Origin of the sequence: Microbacterium sp. NPDC090007 (assembly GCF_044748345.1) — a bacterium.
In the GTDB taxonomy this organism is placed as follows: domain Bacteria; phylum Actinomycetota; class Actinomycetes; order Actinomycetales; family Microbacteriaceae; genus Microbacterium.
The window spans coordinates 322779-340668 of sequence record NZ_JBIVFV010000003.1 but is presented as its reverse complement, the minus strand read 5'-3'; the positions used below and the strand labels follow the sequence as shown (position 1 = coordinate 340668).

At 70.3% G+C, this 17890-nt stretch carries 18 protein-coding genes; 15 read left to right on the top strand and 3 right to left on the bottom strand.

The genetic code is table 11. From position 1 onward, the window contains the following. Positions 1-209: 209 nt before the first annotated feature. A complete protein-coding gene (gene rpsT / locus ACIPVB_RS12860) occupies positions 210-470 on the bottom strand; it encodes a 30S ribosomal protein S20 (RefSeq protein WP_400369393.1) in 261 nt (86 codons plus the stop codon). A 118-nt stretch (positions 471-588) separates the two neighbouring features. Continuing rightward, positions 589-1311, bottom strand: coding sequence for an alpha/beta fold hydrolase (locus ACIPVB_RS12855; protein ID WP_400369391.1), 723 nt, complete (start codon positions 1309-1311; stop codon positions 589-591). Positions 1312-1397: 86 nt separating this feature from the next. On the opposite strand from ACIPVB_RS12855, the gene lepA reads away from it, so the two are divergent. From lepA to ACIPVB_RS12780, 15 genes are all read left to right on the top strand, one after another. Further along, a complete protein-coding gene (gene lepA, locus ACIPVB_RS12850; RefSeq protein ID WP_400369390.1) occupies positions 1398-3242 on the top strand; it encodes a translation elongation factor 4 in 1845 nt (614 codons plus the stop codon). 44 nt (positions 3243-3286) lie between these two features. Then, positions 3287-3931 carry a DUF1990 family protein gene (locus ACIPVB_RS12845; RefSeq protein WP_400369389.1) on the top strand — a complete coding sequence of 215 codons (645 nt, stop codon included), beginning with the start codon at positions 3287-3289 and terminating at the stop codon, positions 3929-3931. Further along, complete coding sequence (hemW, locus tag ACIPVB_RS12840; protein WP_400369388.1) at positions 3931-5148, top strand: radical SAM family heme chaperone HemW; 1218 nt, start codon at positions 3931-3933, stop codon at positions 5146-5148. Before ACIPVB_RS12845 ends, hemW begins: the two co-directional genes overlap by 1 nt. Before the next feature lie 308 nt (positions 5149-5456). Further along, positions 5457-6497 (top strand): heat-inducible transcriptional repressor HrcA, encoded by a 1041-nt coding sequence (hrcA, locus tag ACIPVB_RS12835; RefSeq protein ID WP_400369386.1) that lies wholly within the window; start codon positions 5457-5459, stop codon positions 6495-6497. A gap of 50 nt (positions 6498-6547) precedes the next feature. Beyond that, entirely contained in the window at positions 6548-7672 is a 1125-nt protein-coding gene (gene dnaJ, locus ACIPVB_RS12830) for a molecular chaperone DnaJ (protein ID WP_400369385.1), read from the top strand. A 2-nt stretch (positions 7673-7674) separates the two neighbouring features. Then, positions 7675-8403 (top strand): 16S rRNA (uracil(1498)-N(3))-methyltransferase, encoded by a 729-nt coding sequence (locus ACIPVB_RS12825; protein WP_400369383.1) that lies wholly within the window; start codon positions 7675-7677, stop codon positions 8401-8403. 156 nt (positions 8404-8559) lie between these two features. After that, entirely contained in the window at positions 8560-8907 is a 348-nt protein-coding gene (locus ACIPVB_RS12820) for an HIT domain-containing protein (protein ID WP_400369382.1), read from the top strand. Positions 8908-8956: 49 nt separating this feature from the next. Then, positions 8957-9982, top strand: a complete 1026-nt coding sequence (locus ACIPVB_RS12815; protein ID WP_400369454.1) for a PhoH family protein — start codon at positions 8957-8959, stop codon at positions 9980-9982. Then, complete coding sequence (ybeY, locus tag ACIPVB_RS12810; protein ID WP_400369381.1) at positions 9979-10446, top strand: rRNA maturation RNase YbeY; 468 nt, start codon at positions 9979-9981, stop codon at positions 10444-10446. The genes ACIPVB_RS12815 and ybeY overlap by 4 nt, the downstream gene beginning before the upstream one ends. Further along, positions 10443-11753 (top strand): hemolysin family protein, encoded by a 1311-nt coding sequence (locus ACIPVB_RS12805; RefSeq protein ID WP_400369379.1) that lies wholly within the window; start codon positions 10443-10445, stop codon positions 11751-11753. The genes ybeY and ACIPVB_RS12805 overlap by 4 nt, the downstream gene beginning before the upstream one ends. Continuing rightward, positions 11750-12643: a GTPase Era gene (era, locus tag ACIPVB_RS12800; RefSeq protein WP_400369377.1), complete on the top strand. Its 894-nt coding sequence runs from the start codon at positions 11750-11752 to the stop codon at positions 12641-12643. Before ACIPVB_RS12805 ends, era begins: the two co-directional genes overlap by 4 nt. A gap of 88 nt (positions 12644-12731) precedes the next feature. Next, on the top strand, positions 12732-13679 hold the full coding sequence (locus tag ACIPVB_RS12795; protein WP_400369376.1) for a zinc-binding alcohol dehydrogenase family protein: 948 nt from the start codon (positions 12732-12734) through the stop codon (positions 13677-13679). Then, on the top strand, positions 13676-14269 hold the full coding sequence (locus tag ACIPVB_RS12790; protein WP_400369374.1) for a GNAT family N-acetyltransferase: 594 nt from the start codon (positions 13676-13678) through the stop codon (positions 14267-14269). Before ACIPVB_RS12795 ends, ACIPVB_RS12790 begins: the two co-directional genes overlap by 4 nt. Before the next feature lie 138 nt (positions 14270-14407). Further along, a complete protein-coding gene (leuA, locus tag ACIPVB_RS12785; RefSeq protein WP_400369373.1) occupies positions 14408-16168 on the top strand; it encodes a 2-isopropylmalate synthase in 1761 nt (586 codons plus the stop codon). Between the two features lie 78 nt (positions 16169-16246). Then, positions 16247-17038: an MOSC domain-containing protein gene (locus ACIPVB_RS12780; protein WP_400369372.1), complete on the top strand. Its 792-nt coding sequence runs from the start codon at positions 16247-16249 to the stop codon at positions 17036-17038. A gap of 137 nt (positions 17039-17175) precedes the next feature. Here ACIPVB_RS12780 and ACIPVB_RS12775 read toward each other — a convergent pair whose 3' ends face one another. Then, positions 17176-17874, bottom strand: coding sequence for a trimeric intracellular cation channel family protein (locus ACIPVB_RS12775; RefSeq protein ID WP_400369370.1), 699 nt, complete (start codon positions 17872-17874; stop codon positions 17176-17178). Positions 17875-17890 lie beyond the last annotated feature (16 nt).

Below are 17890 nucleotides of genomic sequence, written 5' to 3'. Positions count from 1 at the left end.
TTTCCCGCCGGCGCGCGTACACCACGGCGGGCCCGTCGGCCGACACGCCGCTACGCGCGCCCGTCACACGGCGTGTCGGCGACGACTCCCGCCGTTGTGTCTGCCCGAGGCCGGTCGACGCCCGCGCGTCCACCTCGCACCGCCCGGACCCGCCCCCAACGACGAAGCCCGCCCCGCGATGCGGGACGGGCTGTCGAAACGGCTGCGGCTCAGAGAGCGTTGACCTGCTTCGCGATGGCCGACTTGCGGTTCGCGGCCTGGTTCTGGTGGATGACACCCTTGCTCACGGCCTTGTCGAGCTTCTTGCCGGCCAGGGCGAGCGCCTTCTCGGCGGCTTCCTTGTCACCGGCCAGGACGGCCTGGCGGGCGCGACGCACGTGCGTCTTCAGCTCGCTCTTGACGGCCTTGTTGCGCTCGTGCGCCTTCTCGTTGGTCTTGTTGCGCTTGATCTGCGACTTGATGTTCGCCACGTCGACGGTCTTTCGTTTGAGTGAGTGTTGGAAGTGCCGGGCGAGCGGTAGAGGGGCGCTGCACCGGCGGTCGTGGAGGTCGGGAAAAACCCCACACGCAAGCCAAGGGCCGAGTCTATCAGGTCGATGCCTCGACGGTGGTGAGCGCCACCTCCAGCAGCGCGTTGAACACGCGGGGCCGCATCGCGGTGACGAGGTGCGTCGTGCGGGGCACGACGATGAGCTCGGCGCGGGCGGCGACGGTGGTGAAGAGCTTCTCGTTCGCGCGCAGCTGGTCCCATTGCCCGTTGACGAACCACAGCGGGATGTCGATCCGACGCAGCGCCGCCAGCAGGTCCAGCGTCGACAGCGACGCCAACGCGGTGTCCTGGGCGTCGAACGCGTACCCCCCGGCCCCGAAGTCCGATCGCGTCTCGGGCGGCAGCGTGCGATCGAGCACCCGATTGGTCAGTCCGAGTCCCCGGTCGGGCAGGCTGTCGAAACGGCGCGCCAAGAACCGGTACGCCGCCAGCCCCACGCCGCGGGGGAGAGAGGTGCAGGATGCCGCGACGAACGCCGCGACCGGCGGGGGCTTCTCACGCCCGACGTAGTCGATCGACAGCAGGCCGCCCATCGAGTGCCCGACGAGCAGCACGGGGCCGCGGGCGGCGGCATCCTGCACCGCCCGATCGATCGTGGCGAACGCCTCGTCGAGAGTGAACTCCTCGCCGCGGCGCGTGCCGTGGCCGGGCAGGTCGACGGCGGTGGCCGGATTGCCGCGCCGCGCGAGATGCGCGAGCTGCGCACGCCACATCGACGCCGACGTGCGGATGCCGTGCACGAGCACGACCTGGACCGTCATGGCATCCACTGTAAAAGAGCCGGAATGCCACGGAGTCGCCCCTCGGGGACGGCGATGTCGGCGCGCCACCGTAGAATCGACGGAACATGTCACCGCGCGCCCTGAAGCCCCTCGAGCCGTCCGCCACCCCGCCGGCGCAGATCCGCAACTTCTGCATCATCGCCCACATCGACCACGGCAAGTCGACGTTGGCCGACCGCATGCTGCAGATCACCGGCGTCGTCAGCGACCGCGACATGCGGGCGCAGTACCTCGACCGCATGGACATCGAGCGCGAGCGCGGCATCACGATCAAGTCGCAGGCGGTGCGGATGCCGTGGGCCACGGCCGACGGCACCTTCGCCCTCAACATGATCGACACGCCCGGTCACGTCGACTTCACGTACGAGGTCAGCCGCTCGCTCGCCGCGTGCGAGGGGGCGATCCTGCTCGTCGACGCCGCCCAGGGCATCGAGGCCCAGACGCTGGCCAACCTGTACCTCGCCCTCGAGAACGATCTGACGATCATCCCGGTGCTGAACAAGATCGACCTGCCCGCGGCCGACCCCGACAAGTACGCGGCCGAGCTCGCCGGCCTCATCGGCGGCGACCCCGCCGACGTGCTGCGCGTCAGCGGCAAGACGGGTATGGGCGTCGAAGAGCTGCTCGACCTCATCGTCGAGAAGATCCCCGCCCCGGTCGGCAATGCCGAAGCCCCCGCGCGCGCGATGATCTTCGACTCGGTGTACGACGCGTACCGCGGCGTGGTCACCTACGTGCGCATGATCGACGGGTCGCTCCAGCCGCGCGAGCGCCTGCAGATGATGTCGACGGGCGCGACCCACGAGGCCCTCGAGATCGGCGTCTCGAGCCCGGAGCCGGTGCCCACCAAGGGACTGGGCGTGGGCGAGGTGGGCTACCTCATCACCGGCGTGAAGGACGTGCGCCAGTCGAAGGTCGGCGACACGATCACCACGCACCGCAAGCCCGCGACCGACGCCCTGCCCGGGTACACCGACCCGAAGCCCATGGTCTTCTCGGGCATCTACCCGATCGACGGCAGCGATTACGCCGAACTGCGCGAAGCGCTCGACAAGCTCAAGCTGTCCGACGCCTCGCTGCAGTACGAGCCCGAGACCTCGGTCGCGCTCGGTTTCGGCTTCCGCTGCGGCTTCCTCGGCCTGCTGCACCTCGAGATCATCACCGAGCGCCTCTCGCGCGAATTCGGTCTCGACCTCATCACCACCGCGCCGTCGGTGACGTACGAGGTCACCACCGACACGGGTGACACCGTCTCGGTCACCAACCCCAGCGAGTACCCCGACGGGCGCGTCGCCTCGGTGTCGGAGCCGATCGTCAAGGTCGGCATCCTGTTGCCCAAGGACTACGTGGGCACCGTCATGGAGCTCTGCCAGTCGCGCCGCGGCACGCTGCTCGGCATGGACTACCTCAGCGAGGACCGCGTCGAGCTGCGCTACCACATGCCCCTCGGCGAGATCGTGTTCGATTTCTTCGACCACCTCAAGAGCCGCACGCAGGGGTACGCGAGCCTCGACTACGAACCGGCCGGCCAGCAGACCGCCGACCTGGTCAAGGTCGACATCCTGCTGCAGGGCGACAAGGTCGACGCGTTCAGCTCGATCGTGCACCGCGAGAAGGCCTACGCCTACGGCACCCTCATGGCCGAACGTCTGCGCAAGCTCATCCCGCGCCAGCAGTTCGAAGTGCCCATCCAGGCGGCCATCGGTGCCCGCATCATCGCGCGCGAGACCATCCGCGCGATCCGCAAGGACGTCCTCGCCAAGTGCTACGGCGGTGACATCACGCGAAAGCGCAAGCTGCTCGAGAAGCAGAAAGAGGGCAAGAAGCGCATGAAGATGGTGGGCCGCGTCGAGGTGCCGCAAGAGGCCTTCATCGCCGCCCTGTCCGGCGACGTCGAGACCAAGAAGTAGCGGCGCTCACCTCCCTCCCATCCGCTTCCCCGAGACTGGAGATCATGCGCCGGCAGAACTTCACGGACGACACGGTCGACTACGCGGCGGTCGGGGCCACCCAGGCCCACGACCTCATGCAGTATCCGCCCGAGAACTCCCTTCCCGCCGAAGACGCGTGGCGTATCGGCAGTGGCGAGGAGCGATTCGTCGCGGCCACCGAGCTGCTGCTGTCGTGGGCGCCGCTGCGTGCCGGCGAGCTGAGCATCACCGACGTGCGCCCGGCATCCAATTCCGGATACTCCGGTGTCGGGTTCGACGCCGAGGGCGCCCCCGTCGCGCCGAGCAGCCTCGAGGCCGAGCAGCGCTTCGCCGCCGACGGCACCCCGTTCGTCAGCCCCGGCACCGGGGTGCGCCTGCACGGCAAGGTCGACGGCCACCGCGCCGACGCCGAGCTGCGCGTGATCTCGGTCTTCGAGGAGCCCCGTCGCGTCGGATTCCTCCTCGGCACGGTCGGTCATTCGATCGTCAGCGGCGAGGAGCTCTTCGCGATCGAGTGGCGCGAGAACGACGAGGTCTGGTTCGTCGTCCGCGCGTTCGATCGTCCGACCGCCCCCACCTACCGGCTGTTCACGAGCCGGGTGCGCCGTCGCCGTAAGGCGCTGTTCACGCGATACCTGCGCGCGATCTCGCCGTTGTACGCCTCCTGATGGGCGGTCCTCTGCCGCTCGGCGACCCCGCCCCGGTCGACGGACGACTGCCCGACGACTTGGCGATCGAGGCGTCGACCGACTTCGGTGTGTACCTGCACGTCCCGTTCTGCCGGGTGCGCTGCGGCTACTGCGACTTCAACACCTACACCGCGAGCGAGTTGCGCGGCGCCCGTCAGGACGACTTCGCCGACACCCTCGCCGCCGAGGTGCGCCTGGCTGCCGGGGTGATGGATGCCGCGGGGGGCCGGCGGGCGGCATCCACCGTGTTCTTCGGCGGCGGCACGCCGACGCTGCTTCCCGCGGGGGATCTGGCCCGCATGCTGGATGCCGTGCGCGAGGGCTTCGGAATCGCCGACGGCGCCGAGGTCACGGTCGAAGCCAACCCCGACACCGTCGACGACCGCGTCGTCGATACGCTCGCGGCGGCGGGGGTCACCCGGCTGTCGATCGGCATGCAGTCCGCCCGGCCGCATGTGCTCGCCGCCCTCGACCGCACGCACGATCCGAAGAACGTCGCGACCGCCGTGTCCGCGGCCCGGGGAGCGGGCCTGGACGTCTCGGTCGACCTCATCTACGGGGCGCCGGGGGAGTCGCTCGAGGACTGGCGCGCCTCGCTCGAGACCGCCACGGCGCTCGAGCCCGACCACGTCTCGGCCTATGCGCTGATCGTCGAGGACGGGACCAAGCTCGCCCGTCAGATCCGCTCGGGCGCCGTCGCCATGCCCGACGACGATCTGCAGGCCGACATGTACGAACTGGCCGACGATCTGCTCGGCGCGGCCGGCTACGACTGGTACGAGGTGTCCAACTGGTCGCGGGGCGTCGCCCACCGCTCCCGGCACAACCTCGCCTACTGGCGCGGGACGGATTGGTGGGGGTTCGGGCCCGGCGCGCACAGCCATGTCGCGGGCCTGCGCTGGTGGAACGTCAAGCACCCCGCCGCCTACGCGCAGCGCCTCGCCGCCTCCGAGTCGCCCGCGGCGGCCCGCGAGCGCCCCGACGAGACCGCGCGGCGGCTCGAGTCGGTGCTCCTGCGCAGCCGCATCCGCGAGGGCCTGGCCGTGTCCGAGCTCCTCGGCGAGGGCCGCAAGGCCGTGGCATCCCTCATCGCCGACGGCCTGATCGAGGGGACGGATGCCGTGCGCGGCCGCGTCGTGCTCACCCGCCGCGGACGCCTGCTGGCCGATGCCGTCGTGAGAGCGCTGACGGCCTGATCGGCGGCCTCTCGCCATCGCGTGGGCGCCGCGCGGCGCGCCCCCGCCGACCCTCGATAAACGCCGTTCGTGCTGATAAACGGTGCGAGGCCGCGTTTCTCGCCACAAATCGCGTTTATCGCGGGGGAGCACGGCCCGCAGGGGACCGCGGCCAGCAGACGAGCGCGGCCAGCAGAGGAGCGCGGCTCGCGGGGGAGCGCGGCGCGCAGGGCACCGCCGCCGCCCGCGAGCCGCTCGACGCACCTGACAGGCGTTCGTCGTAGAATTGGCACTCAGTCGAGCCGAGTGCCAAACGGGAGGAGCAGCACATGGTGTCCGAACGCGGTCTTCAAGTGCTGCGCGCGATCGTGCAGGACTACGTCGACACCCGTGAGCCGGTCGGCAGCAAGGCGATCGTCGAGCGTCACGCCTTCGGGGTGTCGGCCGCCACCATCCGCAACGACATGGCACTGCTCGAGGACGAAGACCTCATCGTCGCCCCGCACACCTCGTCGGGGCGCGTCCCCACCGACAAGGGCTACCGCGTCTTCGTCGACCACCTCGCCGAGCTGCGCCCGCTCTCGACCGCGCAGCGCAGTGCGATCACGTCGTTCCTCGACGAGGCCGGCGACCTCGACGACCTGCTCGCGCGCACGGTCCGTGCCCTGACGCAGCTCACCGGTCAGGTCGCGATCGTGCAATACCCCTCGTTCGCGCGCGCGAACGTCACGCATGTCGAGCTGGTCGCCCTCGGCGGCCCGCGGGTGCTCGTCATCCTGGTCACCGACACCGGCCGCGTCTCTCAGCGCATCGCCTTCGCCCCCGTCGAACCGGGCGAGGCCGACATCGCGCAGCTGCGCGCCCGCGTGGGCACCGTCGTCGTGGGCCGCGGGGTCGCCGAGAGCGCGCAGCGTGTGGCCGAAGCCCTGGCCGACGGTCCGCGCCCGGGAGTCGTGCTGGACGCGATCGCCGACGCCGTGCTGCGCGTCGTGGGCGAGGAGCTCGAGGAGTTCCGCCAGGACCGCCTCGTCATGGCGGGGGCGGCGACCCTCGCCAAGCGCGAGTCCGACTTCCGCGGCAGCATCTATCCTCTGCTCGAAGCCATCGAGGAGCAGGTGACTCTGCTGCGGCTCATGAGCGAGATGGTGGCCGACGAGAAGGGGCTGTCGGCGAGCATCGGTCGCGAGAACGAGCCGTTCGGTCTCATCGAGGCCTCGGTGCTCGCGAGTCGGTACGACGGCTCGACCGGCGGCGCCCGCGTGGGGCTGCTCGGACCGACCCGCATGGATTACTCCTCCAACCTCGCGGCGGTCCGCGCCGTCGCGCACTATCTGACCCGGATGCTCGAAGACGACGACAGCGCGCGGTGACGGCATCCCCGAAGAGAATCAACCCCGCGTGAGCGGGCAGGAAGGCGATTGTGGCTGACCACTACGAGGTCCTGGGCGTCGAGCGCGACGCCAGCCCCGAAGACATCAAGAAGGCCTACCGGCGTCTGGCACGCCAGTTGCACCCCGATGTCAACCCGGGCGAGGACGCGTCCGAGCGCTTCAAGCTCGTGACGCACGCGTACGACGTGCTGAGCGACCCCGAACAGCGACGCCGTTACGACATGGGGGGCGACCAGAGCCCGTTCGGCGGCGGGGGAGCGGCCGGCTTCGGCGGCTTCAGCGACATCTTCGAGACGTTCTTCGGCGGGGGAGCGCAGGGCGGTGGGGGTCGCGGCCCACGTCCGCGCTCGCGTCGCGAACGCGGCCAGGACGCTCTCGTGCGCGTCACCCTGCAGCTCGGCGACGTCGTCTTCGGCACGCACCGCGACCTCGAGGTCGACACAGCGGTGCTGTGCGAGACCTGCCAGGGCTCGTGCACGCAGCCCGGCACGAGCGAGGTCACCTGCGACATCTGCCACGGTTCGGGTCACGTGCAGCGCACCGTGCGCAGCCTGCTGGGCAACGTCGTGACGAGCCAGCCCTGCACCGTCTGCCACGGGCACGGCACGACCATCCCCTACCCGTGCGGCACGTGCCAGGGTCAGGGCCGCGTCCGCGCCCGTCGCACCGTCTCGGTGGACATCCCCGCCGGCGTCGAGTCGGGTCTGCGCCTGCAGCTCCCGGGCTCGGGCGAGGTCGGACCCGCCGGCGGCCCCAACGGCGACCTCTACCTCGAGATCACCGTCGAGGCGCACGACGCGTTCAGCCGCGACGGCGACGACCTCGTGGCCACGCTCGAAGTGTCGATGCCGGATGCCATCCTCGGCGCCACCACGACGATCGAGTCCCTCGACGGCGGTGTCGACCTCGACGTGCGTCCGGGCGTGCAATCCGGCGATGTGCTGACCATCAAGGGCCGCGGCATCACGCCGTTGCGCGGCAGCCAGCGCGGCGACCTCAAGGTCGGGGTGCACGTGGTCACGCCCACGCGGCTCGACCACAAGGAACGTGCCCTCATCGAGGAGTTCGCCAAGCGCACCAAGGCTCCCAAGCCCCGTCTGGCGGAGCACCAGCAGGGGATGTTCAGCAAGTTCCGCGACCGCTTCCGGCACTGATCGTGGCTCTGCACTTCGTCACCGACGCGGCGGGATCCGCTCGTCCGGGCGAGACCGTGGTCCTCGAAGGGGCTGAAGCGCATCACGCCGCCGCCGTCCGGCGCGTGCGCGTCGACGAGGCCGTCACCCTGGGCGACGGCCGCGGCGCGTGGCTGTCGGGGACCGTCGTCGCTGCGACCCCCAAACGGGTCGACGTCCGGGTGACGGCGCGCGAGGAGCGACCCGGATCGGCGCCGCGCTTCGTGCTGGTGCAGGCCCTCGCGAAGGGCGACCGCGACGAGCTCGCGGTGCAGGCGGCGACCGAGCTCGGTGTCGATGCGATCGTGCCGTGGCAGGCCGCCCGCAGCGTGTCGCGGTGGGATGCCAAGGCCGAGAAGGGTCTCGCGCGCTGGCGCACCATCGTGCGCGAGGCGGCCAAGCAGGCGCATCGCGCGTGGATCCCCGAGGTCGAGACCCTCGCCCGGACCGCCGATCTCGTTCGACGCGCGGGGACGTCCACCGTGCTGGTGCTGGAACCGTCGGCATCCGCCCGTCTGACCGAGGTGACCCCGCCGGCAGATCGAGATGTCGTGCTCGTGGTGGGCCCCGAGGGCGGGATCGCCCCCGAGGAGCTCGAGGCGTTGCAGAAAGCCGGCGCGCACCTCGTGCGCCTGGGTGACACCGTGCTGCGCACGTCCACCGCGGGGGCCGCGGCCATCTCGGTGCTGTCGGCGGCGCACGGCCGCTGGTGAGCGTCGCCGTGACGCCGGTCGCCCGCGCCCGTCCCTCTGTCTCGGGGCGGATCGCACGCCCTGGGGCACGACTGTTCCGCCCCGAACAGGATGTCGAGCGGCGCCCCGACACGGCACCGGGCCTGGGTGTTGGGGGCCGTCACTAGACTGGATGCCATGAGCGAACCGTCGATCTTCACCCGCATCCTGCAGGGCGAGATCCCCGCCGAGATCGTGGCCGAGACCGGCAACGCCTTCGCGATCCGCGACATCGCCCCGCAGGCACCGGTGCACCTGCTCGTGATCCCCAAGACCGCTCAGTACCGCGACGTCGCCGAGCTGGCCGCCGCGGATCCGGAGCTGCTCGCCGAGGTCATCGGTCTCGCCCGCACGGTCGCGGCCGAACACGCCGACGGCGACTTCCGTCTCATCTTCAACACCGGCGAGGGCGCCGGTCAGTCCGTCTTCCATGTGCACGCCCATGTCCTCGCGGGCGGCCTGAACGAAAAGAGCCTCGGTGGCTGAATCCCCCGAAGAGACCGTCGTCGAACAGATCGCCGTCGACGGAGTGGCGATGGTGCAGCTGCTCGGTCCCCAGGACCGCCTGCTGCGCGTGGTCGAGAAGGAGCACCCCGACGTCGACGTCCACGTGCGCGGCAACGAGATCACGCTCTCGGGTCGGCCCGCGGAGGTCCGCGCGGCGCGCGGGCTCGTCGACGAGCTGCTCAGCATGACCCGCTCCGGGCACGGGCTCGACCCGGCCGACGTGTCGAGTTCGAACCGCATGCTGCGCTCCGACGGCGGGCCCCGTCCGTCCGAGGTCATGGGCGAGGCGATCCTGTCGTCCCGCGGCAAGACCATCCGGCCCAAGACCGCCGGGCAGAAGGAGTACGTCGACGCCATCGACGAGAACACCATCGTGTTCGGCATCGGTCCCGCCGGCACCGGCAAGACGTACCTCGCTATGGCCAAAGCGGTTCAGGCGCTGCAGCGCAAAGAGGTCAATCGCATCATCCTGACGCGCCCGGCCGTCGAGGCGGGGGAGCGGCTCGGGTTCCTGCCGGGAACCCTCACCGACAAGATCGACCCGTATCTGCGCCCGCTGTACGACGCGCTCAACGAGATGATGGACCCCGACATCGTCCCGAAGCTCATGGCGACGGGGACCATCGAGGTCGCGCCCCTGGCCTACATGCGCGGTCGCACGCTGAACGACTCGTTCGTGGTGCTCGACGAAGCCCAGAACACCACCCCCGAGCAGATGAAGATGTTCCTCACGCGCCTCGGATTCGGCACGCGCATGGTCGTCACCGGCGACATCACGCAGGTCGACCTGCCGCAGGGTGCGTCCGGGCTGCGGCTCGTGACCCGTGTGCTCGACGACATCGACGACATCCACTTCTCCCGCCTCACCAGCGACGACGTCGTCCGCCACAACCTCGTGGGTCGCATCGTCGACGCGTACAGCGAATACGACGAGAAGCGCCTCGCCGCCCGTCGCGAACGCGACGAGGCATCCGAATTCGCCGCCCGTGCGGAGCGACGCGGCCCCGGTGCCGCCGGTCCCCGCGATCACCTCCCGAGACGAAACCGCTCATGACGATCGAGATCAACAACGAGTCCGACCACAAGGTCGACGAGCAGGTGCTGCTGCGCCTGATGGAGTACAACCTGGCCGAGCTGCACGTCAGCGCCGACGCCGATGTCGCCATCGTGCTCGTCGACGAGGGCGCGATGGAATCCCTCCACGTGCAGTGGATGGACGAGCCCGGACCCACCGACGTGCTGAGTTTCCCGATGGATGAGCTGCGACCCGGGTCCGAGGACGCCCCCACCCCGGCGGGTCTCCTCGGCGACATCGTGCTGTGCCCGGCCGTCGCCGAGACCCAAGCGGTCGCGGCGAAGCACTCGACGCAGGACGAATTGATCCTGCTCACCACGCACGGGCTGCTGCACCTGCTGGGGTTCGACCACGCCGAGCCCGACGAGGAGCGCGAGATGTTCGGGCTGCAGCGGGAGCTGATCGCAGGGTTCCAGGCCGTCGAGCGTCACCGCCGGGCATGACCGAAGCCCTCCTCCTCGTCGCCGCCTTCCTGCTCGTCGCCTTCGGCGGGTTGATGGCGGCGTCCGAGGCGGCTCTCGGCGTGACCTCGCGCACCGACCTGGTCGAGCTCGGCTCCTCGGGTCGCAACGCGCGCGCCCTCCGGCGCATCGCCGACGACACGAGCGCGCACGTCACCGCCGTGGTGTTCATCCGCGTCCTGGCCGAGACGACCGCCGCGGTGCTGGTCGCGGCATCGTTCATGCTCATCTTCGACGACATCTGGCTGGCGGTCGTCGCCGCGGCGGTCCTGATGACCGGGATCTCGTTCGTCGCCGTCGGCGCGAGCCCGCGCTCGGTGGGTCGCCAGCACGCGCGGGGCCTGTTGCGCGGGGGCGCGGCGATCATCCGCGGCATGCGGATCCTTCTCGGTCCCCTCGCGCACGGCCTGGTCGCGGTGGGCAATCGGGTCACCCCCGGCGTACCTCACTCGACCTCGTTCGCCTCGGAGGAGCAGCTGCTCAGCATCATCGACGAGGCCGCCGAGAACGAGCTCATCGAAGAGGACGACCGCGAGCTCATCCACTCCGTCTTCGACTTCACCGACACTTACGTGCGCGAGGTCATGGTCCCGCGCACCGACATGGTGAGCGTGAACGCGGCGGCCACGTCGCGCGAAGCGCTCGCGCTCTTCCTCGACAAGGGCGTCTCGCGTGTCCCCCTGGCCGATGACGACGCCGACGACATCGTGGGCATGCTCTATCTGAAGGATCTCGTGCAGTTCGGGTTCCGCGACGAGGCCGGGTGGCGCGACGCCCCGATCCGGCGCATCGCGCGGCCGGCGGTCTTCGTACCCGAATCGATGAAGGCCGAGACCCTCCTGCAGCAGATGAAGAAAGATGCCGTGCACGTGTGCCTCGTCGTCGACGAGTACGGCGGCGTCGCGGGCCTGGTGACCCTCGAGGATCTCATCGAGGAGCTCGTAGGCGAGATCGCCGACGAGTACGACGCCCCGTCGACCGAGATCGTCGAACTGCCCGAGGGGCGGTTCCGCGTCAATGCCCGGCTCGGTCTCGACGAGGTCGGCGACCTCTTCGGCCTCGAGCTCGACGACGAGGACGTCGACTCGATCGGCGGCCTGCTCGGCAAGGCCCTGGGCCGCATCCCCCAGCCCGGCGCGACCGCCGAGCACTCCGGCCTCGTGATGACCGGCGGCGCCTCGCGCGGCCGGAATCGAGGCATCGCCACCGTGATCGTCGAGCGCAGCGAACAAGCCGCCGACGACGACGCCGAGGACGAGGTCCCGGCGCGTGAAAGGAACGACAGATGACCGACACCCGATCCGGTTTCGTGACCTTCGTGGGCCGGCCGAACGTCGGCAAGTCCACGCTGACCAACGCCCTCGTGGGCGAGAAGGTGGCGATCACCAGCGAGAAGCCGCAGACCACGCGTCGCGCGATCCGCGGCATCGTCAACCGCCCCGGCGGTCAGCTCGTGGTGGTCGACACCCCCGGCATCCATCGTCCCCGCACCCTGCTCGGCCAGCGTCTGAACGACCTCGTCGAGCAGGTGCTGGGCGACGTCGACGTGATCGCGTTCTGCGCCCCCGCGACCGAGAAGGTCGGTCCCGGCGACCGCCGCATCGCCGAGTCGCTGTCCGGGTACCCGCGCGCCAAGAAGGTCGCTCTGGTCACCAAGACCGACGCGGCCACGCGCGATCAGATCACCGAGCGTCTCGTCGAGGTCGACGCGCTGCGCGAGGACTGGGCGGCGGTGATCCCGCTCTCGGCCGTCACCCACGATCAGCTCGACGTGCTCAGCGACGAGCTGCTCGCGCTCATGCCGGTGGGCCCGGCCCTGTACGCCGACGACGTGGTCACCGATGAGACGCTCGAGGACCGCATCGCCGAGATCATCCGCGAGGCGGCGCTGCACGGCGTGCGCGACGAACTGCCGCACTCGATCGCCGTGACCGTCGACGACGTCGCCGACCGCGAGGACAGCGACCTCACCGACGTGTGGGCCAACATCGTCGTCGAGCGCGACAGCCAGAAGGCCATCATCATCGGCAAGAAGGGCTCGCGCCTCGCCGATGTCGGCGCCCGCGCGCGTGCCGGCATCGAACCCCTCGTCGGCGGCCGCGTCTACCTCTCGCTCCACGTGCGCGTGGCGAAAGAATGGCAGCGCGACCCCAAGCAGCTCGGCCGCCTCGGCTTCTGAGCGAGGATCCGCCCGTCACCGACGGCCCGTCCGGATCATCACCCCACCGCGAGCACTCCGGCGATCGAGAACCACGAAAGGTGCAGTCATGGCGAAGAGGTGGACGGCCCCCGCTCCCGGTCCGATCGACGGGTGGAGCTTCGACGAGGTCGATGTGCCGGCTCCCGGTGCCGGCGAGGTCACGATCCGCGTGCGCGCCGCGGGGATCAACCCCGCCGACGCCAAGCACGTGGCGCACGCGCGCCCCGGCGCACGGTTCCCGGTGCCGATCGGCTACGAGCTCTCGGGAGAAGTGATCGCCGTCGGTCCCGACGCCCGCGGCGGCTCGGGCGAGGTGTCGGTGGGCGACGAGGTGGTGGCCTTCCGCGTGCAGGGCGCGTACGCGACCGAGATCACGGTCGCCGCCTGCGACGTCTTCGCCAAACCCGCGCGCCTGTCTCACCCCGAGGCTGCCAACCTCCTGCTGGCCGGGACGACCGCCGCCGAGATGATCCAGGTCACGCGTGCGGTCGAGGGCGACACGGTGCTGCTGCACGCGGCGTCCGGCGCCGTCGGCGTCAGCCTGCTGCAGCAGGCGCGCGACCTCGGGATCCGGGTGATCGGCACGGTGAACCCGGATGCCGAGGACTCGGCCGAACGCGTCCGTCGCTACGGCGGCCTCCCGGTGGCGTACGGCGACGGCTTGCGCGGCCGGGTCGAAGACGTCGCAGGGGACGCGCCGATCGTGGCGGCGTGGGACGCGGTGGGCACCGACGAGGCGTTCGACGTCTCACTCGCCCTCGTCGCGGAACGCGACCGCATCGTCACGATCGTCGACCCCGAGCGGGCGAAGAGCGAGGGCGTGCTGTGGATCGCGGGCGCGCGCCCCGAGAGCGCTCGATTCCGCGACATCGCGCGTGCGCGGGTGCTCGAACTCGCGGCATCCGGTGCCCTCGAGGTGCCCGTCGCCCGCACGTATCCGCTCGCCGATGCGATCGAGGCCGTGCGGTTCGTGATGGAGGGGCATCCCGGCGGCAAGGTCGCGTTGCTGCCGTGACCACGTCGCCCTTCGCCCTGAAGCCGGAACCCGAGACGCTCGAGGTCGTGCGCGAGCGGGTGCGGTTGCGGCCGTTCCACGAGGACGACCTCACGGCGATGGCGGCGTATCGCGGCGACGCCGCGGTGTGCCGCTTCCTTCCGTTCGAGCCGCAGACGCCCGGCGACATCCGGGCCCGCATCGGTCACCTCTTCGGCCGGACGAGCCTCGCGGGAGAAAGCGGCGGGGTCGTGCTGGTCGTCGAGAACGAGGGCGCGGTGATCGGCGATCTCGTGCTGTTCCATCTGGATGCCGCTGCCGGGTCCGCCGAGATCGGGTGGGTGCTTCACCCCGCGGCGACCGGTCGGGGCCTCGCCACCGAAGCGGTCGCCGCGCTCGTCGACACGGCGTTCGAGGTGTACGGACTGCGCCGTCTGACCGCGCAGATCGACGCCGACAACCTGCGCTCGATCGCCCTCGCCGAACGGATCGGTATGCGCCGCGAAGCGCACTTCGTCGAGAACGCCTGGTTCAAGGGGCGTTGGAGCGACCTGCTCGTCTACGCCGTCCTCGACCGGGAGTGGGCGGCCGCTCGACGGGGCGCGTCGTGAGGGACTGCTACGATCGCTGCATGCGCTTCGGTGGCCTGCTTCTTCTTAGCTGCCGCGACGAGTCCTCGTTCTAAGGGCCTTCCTCGTCGCGGAGATCGTCGTCGGCCCCACCGAACGAATCTAAAGAAGCGACACATCATGAAGAACACGCAGAAGCCCACGTCCGCTCCGGTGCACAAGTACCGTCCCTTCCACGAGCAGATCCGGGTCGACCTCCCCGATCGCACGTGGCCGTCCCGTCGCATCGAGACCGCGCCCCGCTGGTGCGCCGTCGACCTGCGCGACGGCAACCAGGCACTCATCGACCCGATGAGCCCGGAGCGCAAGCGCGTGATGTTCGACCTGCTCGTGAAGATGGGCTATAAAGAGATCGAGGTCGGTTTCCCCAGCGCCAGCCAGACCGACTTCGATTTCGTCCGCCAGCTCATCGAAGAGGACCTGATCCCGGACGACGTCACGATCCAGGTGCTGACCCAGGCGCGCGAGCACCTCATCGCCCGCACGTACGAGGCGATCGCCGGCGCGAAGCAGGCGATCGTGCACCTGTACAACTCCACGTCCGTGCTGCAGCGCGAGGTCGTGTTCCGCACCGATGAGCAGGGCATCGTCGACATCGCCCTCGAGGGCGCGCGCCTGTGCAAGAAGTACGAGGCGACGATCCCGCAGACCCAGGTGTTCTACGAGTACTCGCCCGAGAGCTACACCGGCACCGAGCTGGAGTTCGCGCTGCGCATCTGCAATGAGGTGCTCGAGGTCTTCCAGCCGACGCCCGAGCGCAAAGTCATCCTGAACCTGCCCGCCACCGTCGAGATGGCCACGCCCAACGTCTACGCCGACTCGATCGAGTGGATGTCGCGCCACCTGAACCACCGCGAGAACGTCATCCTGTCGCTGCACCCCCACAACGACCGCGGCACCGCCGTCGCCGCTGCGGAGCTGGGATACATGGCCGGTGCCGACCGCATCGAGGGATGCCTCTTCGGCAACGGAGAGCGCACCGGCAACGTCGACCTGATCGCCCTGGGCATCAACCTGCTGACGCAGGGTATCGACCCGCAGATCGATTTCAGCGACATCGACCAGGTCAAGCGCACGGTGGAGTACTGCAACCAGCTGCCCGTGCCCGAGCGCAGCCCGTGGGCCGGTGACCTGGTCTTCACCGCGTTCAGCGGATCGCACCAGGACGCGATCAAGAAGGGCTTCGAAGCGATGGAGGCCCGCGCCGCGGCCTCGGGCAGGACCGTCGACGACATCGAATGGGCGGTTCCGTACCTGCCGATCGACCCGAAGGATCTGGGACGCTCGTACGAGGCCGTCATCCGCGTCAACTCTCAGTCGGGCAAGGGCGGGGTGGCCTACCTGCTGAAGGCCGACCACGCGATCGACCTGCCGCGCAAGCTCCAGATCGAATTCTCGGGGGTGGTCCAGGCCCGCACGGACGCCGAGGGCGGCGAGGTCTCGAGCGCCCAGATCTGGGACATCTTCACCGACGAATACCTGCCGTCGACTGTGGACGACCAGCGGTGGGGCCGCTTCGAGCTGCTGTCGACGCGCTCGTCGAGCGATATGTCCGGAGACGTGCACCTCGATGTCTCGCTGCGTGACGGCGATGCCGCGCACCCGGCCTCGGCTGTGGGCAACGGCCCCGTCGCAGCGTTCCTCGAGATCATCCGCGCGCAGGGCTTCGACGTGACGCTCTACGACTACGTCGAGCACGCGCTCAGCTCCGGCGGCGACGCGCAGGCCGCGGCCTACGTCGAACTGCAGGTCGACGACCAGCGACTGTGGGGTGTCGGTATCGACGGCGACATCTCGACCGCGTCGCTGAAGGCGATCGTGTCGGGTGTGAACCGAGCGATCCGCACCCGTCAGGCCGCGGGCGCCCTCGCCGGCGTCTGATCCCGCGCGACGCGCCGCCGTCCCCGTCGGACGGCGGCGCGTCGGCGCGTCCGGGTCCCGCGTCTGACCGATGCGAGGATGAACGTCGTGATCCGCGTCGACGCCCTCTACCGCTACCCCGTCAAAGGTTTCACGCCCGAAAGGCGCGAGAGCCTCGTCATCCAGCCCGACGGCCGGGTCGCGGGGGACCGCGCCCTCGTCTTCCGCTTCGCCGATGCGGTCGCGCCCGAAGACGCGACCTTTCCGAAGAGCCGCGGACTGGCGCTCATGACCTTTCCCTCGCTCGCCCGCGTGAATCTGACCTTCGACGACCAGGCGGACACGATCCGCCTGCGGGTCGACGACGTCGACGTCACGGCGGACCTGAGCGATGAGGGACGAGCCCTTCTCGCCGAGGCGGTCACCGCCTACCTGCGCACGACCGGTGATGCGCCGCTGCTCGACGCCGACGGCATCCTGCCCCTCGGTCTTCTCGGCGACGGTCGCACCGCGCGGTTCCAGGACCGCCCGCAGGGCTTCGTCTCGCTGCACGGCGCCGCGTCGGTCGCCGAAGTGGATGCCGCTGTTCCTGCGCCCGTCGACGACCGCCGGTTCCGTTCGAACATCGTCGTCTCGGGAGCCGCGCCGTGGTCCGAGCTCTCGTGGACCGGACGGGTGCGGATCGGCGAGGTGCTCTTCGAGGTGCAGAAGCCGATCGAGCGCTGCGCGGCGATCACCGCGAACCCCGACACCGGGGCGCGCGACGCGCGTCTGCTGCGCGTGCTGACGGGGGTGTTCGGTCAGGACGAGGCGACGCTCGGTATCCTGCTGCTCCCGGTCGACGGCGGCGGCACGATCCGTGTCGGCGACGAGGTTCACCCCACCCCCTGACCCGGGCCGCCTGCGGGCCGCGCCGCCCGGCCGCCACCCCCGCGCGAGCCGCCAGAAACTGTCGCCACGGCCGCATCCCGGGCGACACGGCCTGGCACCTCACGCGCGGGTGGCGCCGATCGGGGCGGGCGCGCCGGTCACTCCGCGGCGTCGGTGCGGATGATCGGGATGCCGGTGGTCTCGACCGCGACCTTGCGGCGATACAGCTTGCGCTGCTCGGGCAGCGACAGGTCGAACAGCACGGCGAGCACGCGGATGACCGTCGTCACGGCGACGCCGATCACCGCCGCGATCGGCAGCGGGACAGCGAACGCGGCGGTCGTGGCCAGCACGGCGCACCCGCCGCCGGCCGCCACCGCGTACAGCGAGCCGACGTGCATGATGGCCACCGGCAGTCCCATCAGCACGTCGCGCAGCACGCTACCGCCCGCGGCGGCGAGCACCCCGACGAACACGGCCGGGACGGCCGGCATCCCGAGCGCGAGGGCCTTGGACGTGCCGAACGCGCCGAACAGACCGATCACCACGGCATCGAGCATGACGATCGCGCGGTTCAGTCGCTGGAAGATCCCCGACAGCAGCATGCCGACGATCGAGGCGAGCGTCGCGGTGATCAGGTACCAGTTGCTCTGCAGCGTCGCGGGGGTGAGCCCCAGCAGCAGGTCGCGGATGAGACCTCCGCCCATTCCGAGCAGGATGCCGATGATTGCGACCCCGAGCAGGTCGAGGCGCCGCTGCCCCTGGAATCCCGAGGCGAAGAGCGCGCCCTGCACCCCGCCGAGGGCGACGGCGGTGAGGTCCGCCCACAGGGGGATGACGAAGGTCGGGGTGTCCACGGCATCCATTGTCCCG

Excerpts from the sequence above, each read along its gene's own strand:
- ACIPVB_RS12855 (WP_400369391.1), bottom strand. The coding sequence starts at position 1,311 with ATGACGGTCCAGGTCGTGCTCGTGCACGGCATCCGCACGTCGGCGTCG.
- lepA (WP_400369390.1), top strand. The coding sequence starts at position 1,398 with ATGTCACCGCGCGCCCTGAAGCCCCTCGAGCCGTCCGCCACCCCGCCG.
- ACIPVB_RS12845 (WP_400369389.1), top strand. The coding sequence starts at position 3,287 with ATGCGCCGGCAGAACTTCACGGACGACACGGTCGACTACGCGGCGGTC.
- hemW (WP_400369388.1), top strand. The coding sequence starts at position 3,931 with ATGGGCGGTCCTCTGCCGCTCGGCGACCCCGCCCCGGTCGACGGACGA.
- hrcA (WP_400369386.1), top strand. The coding sequence starts at position 5,457 with ATGGTGTCCGAACGCGGTCTTCAAGTGCTGCGCGCGATCGTGCAGGAC.
- ACIPVB_RS12820 (WP_400369382.1), top strand. The coding sequence starts at position 8,560 with ATGAGCGAACCGTCGATCTTCACCCGCATCCTGCAGGGCGAGATCCCC.
- ACIPVB_RS12815 (WP_400369454.1), top strand. The coding sequence starts at position 8,957 with ATGGTGCAGCTGCTCGGTCCCCAGGACCGCCTGCTGCGCGTGGTCGAG.
- ybeY (WP_400369381.1), top strand. The coding sequence starts at position 9,979 with ATGACGATCGAGATCAACAACGAGTCCGACCACAAGGTCGACGAGCAG.
- ACIPVB_RS12805 (WP_400369379.1), top strand. The coding sequence starts at position 10,443 with ATGACCGAAGCCCTCCTCCTCGTCGCCGCCTTCCTGCTCGTCGCCTTC.
- era (WP_400369377.1), top strand. The coding sequence starts at position 11,750 with ATGACCGACACCCGATCCGGTTTCGTGACCTTCGTGGGCCGGCCGAAC.
- ACIPVB_RS12795 (WP_400369376.1), top strand. The coding sequence starts at position 12,732 with ATGGCGAAGAGGTGGACGGCCCCCGCTCCCGGTCCGATCGACGGGTGG.
- leuA (WP_400369373.1), top strand. The coding sequence starts at position 14,408 with ATGAAGAACACGCAGAAGCCCACGTCCGCTCCGGTGCACAAGTACCGT.
- ACIPVB_RS12780 (WP_400369372.1), top strand. The coding sequence starts at position 16,247 with ATGAACGTCGTGATCCGCGTCGACGCCCTCTACCGCTACCCCGTCAAA.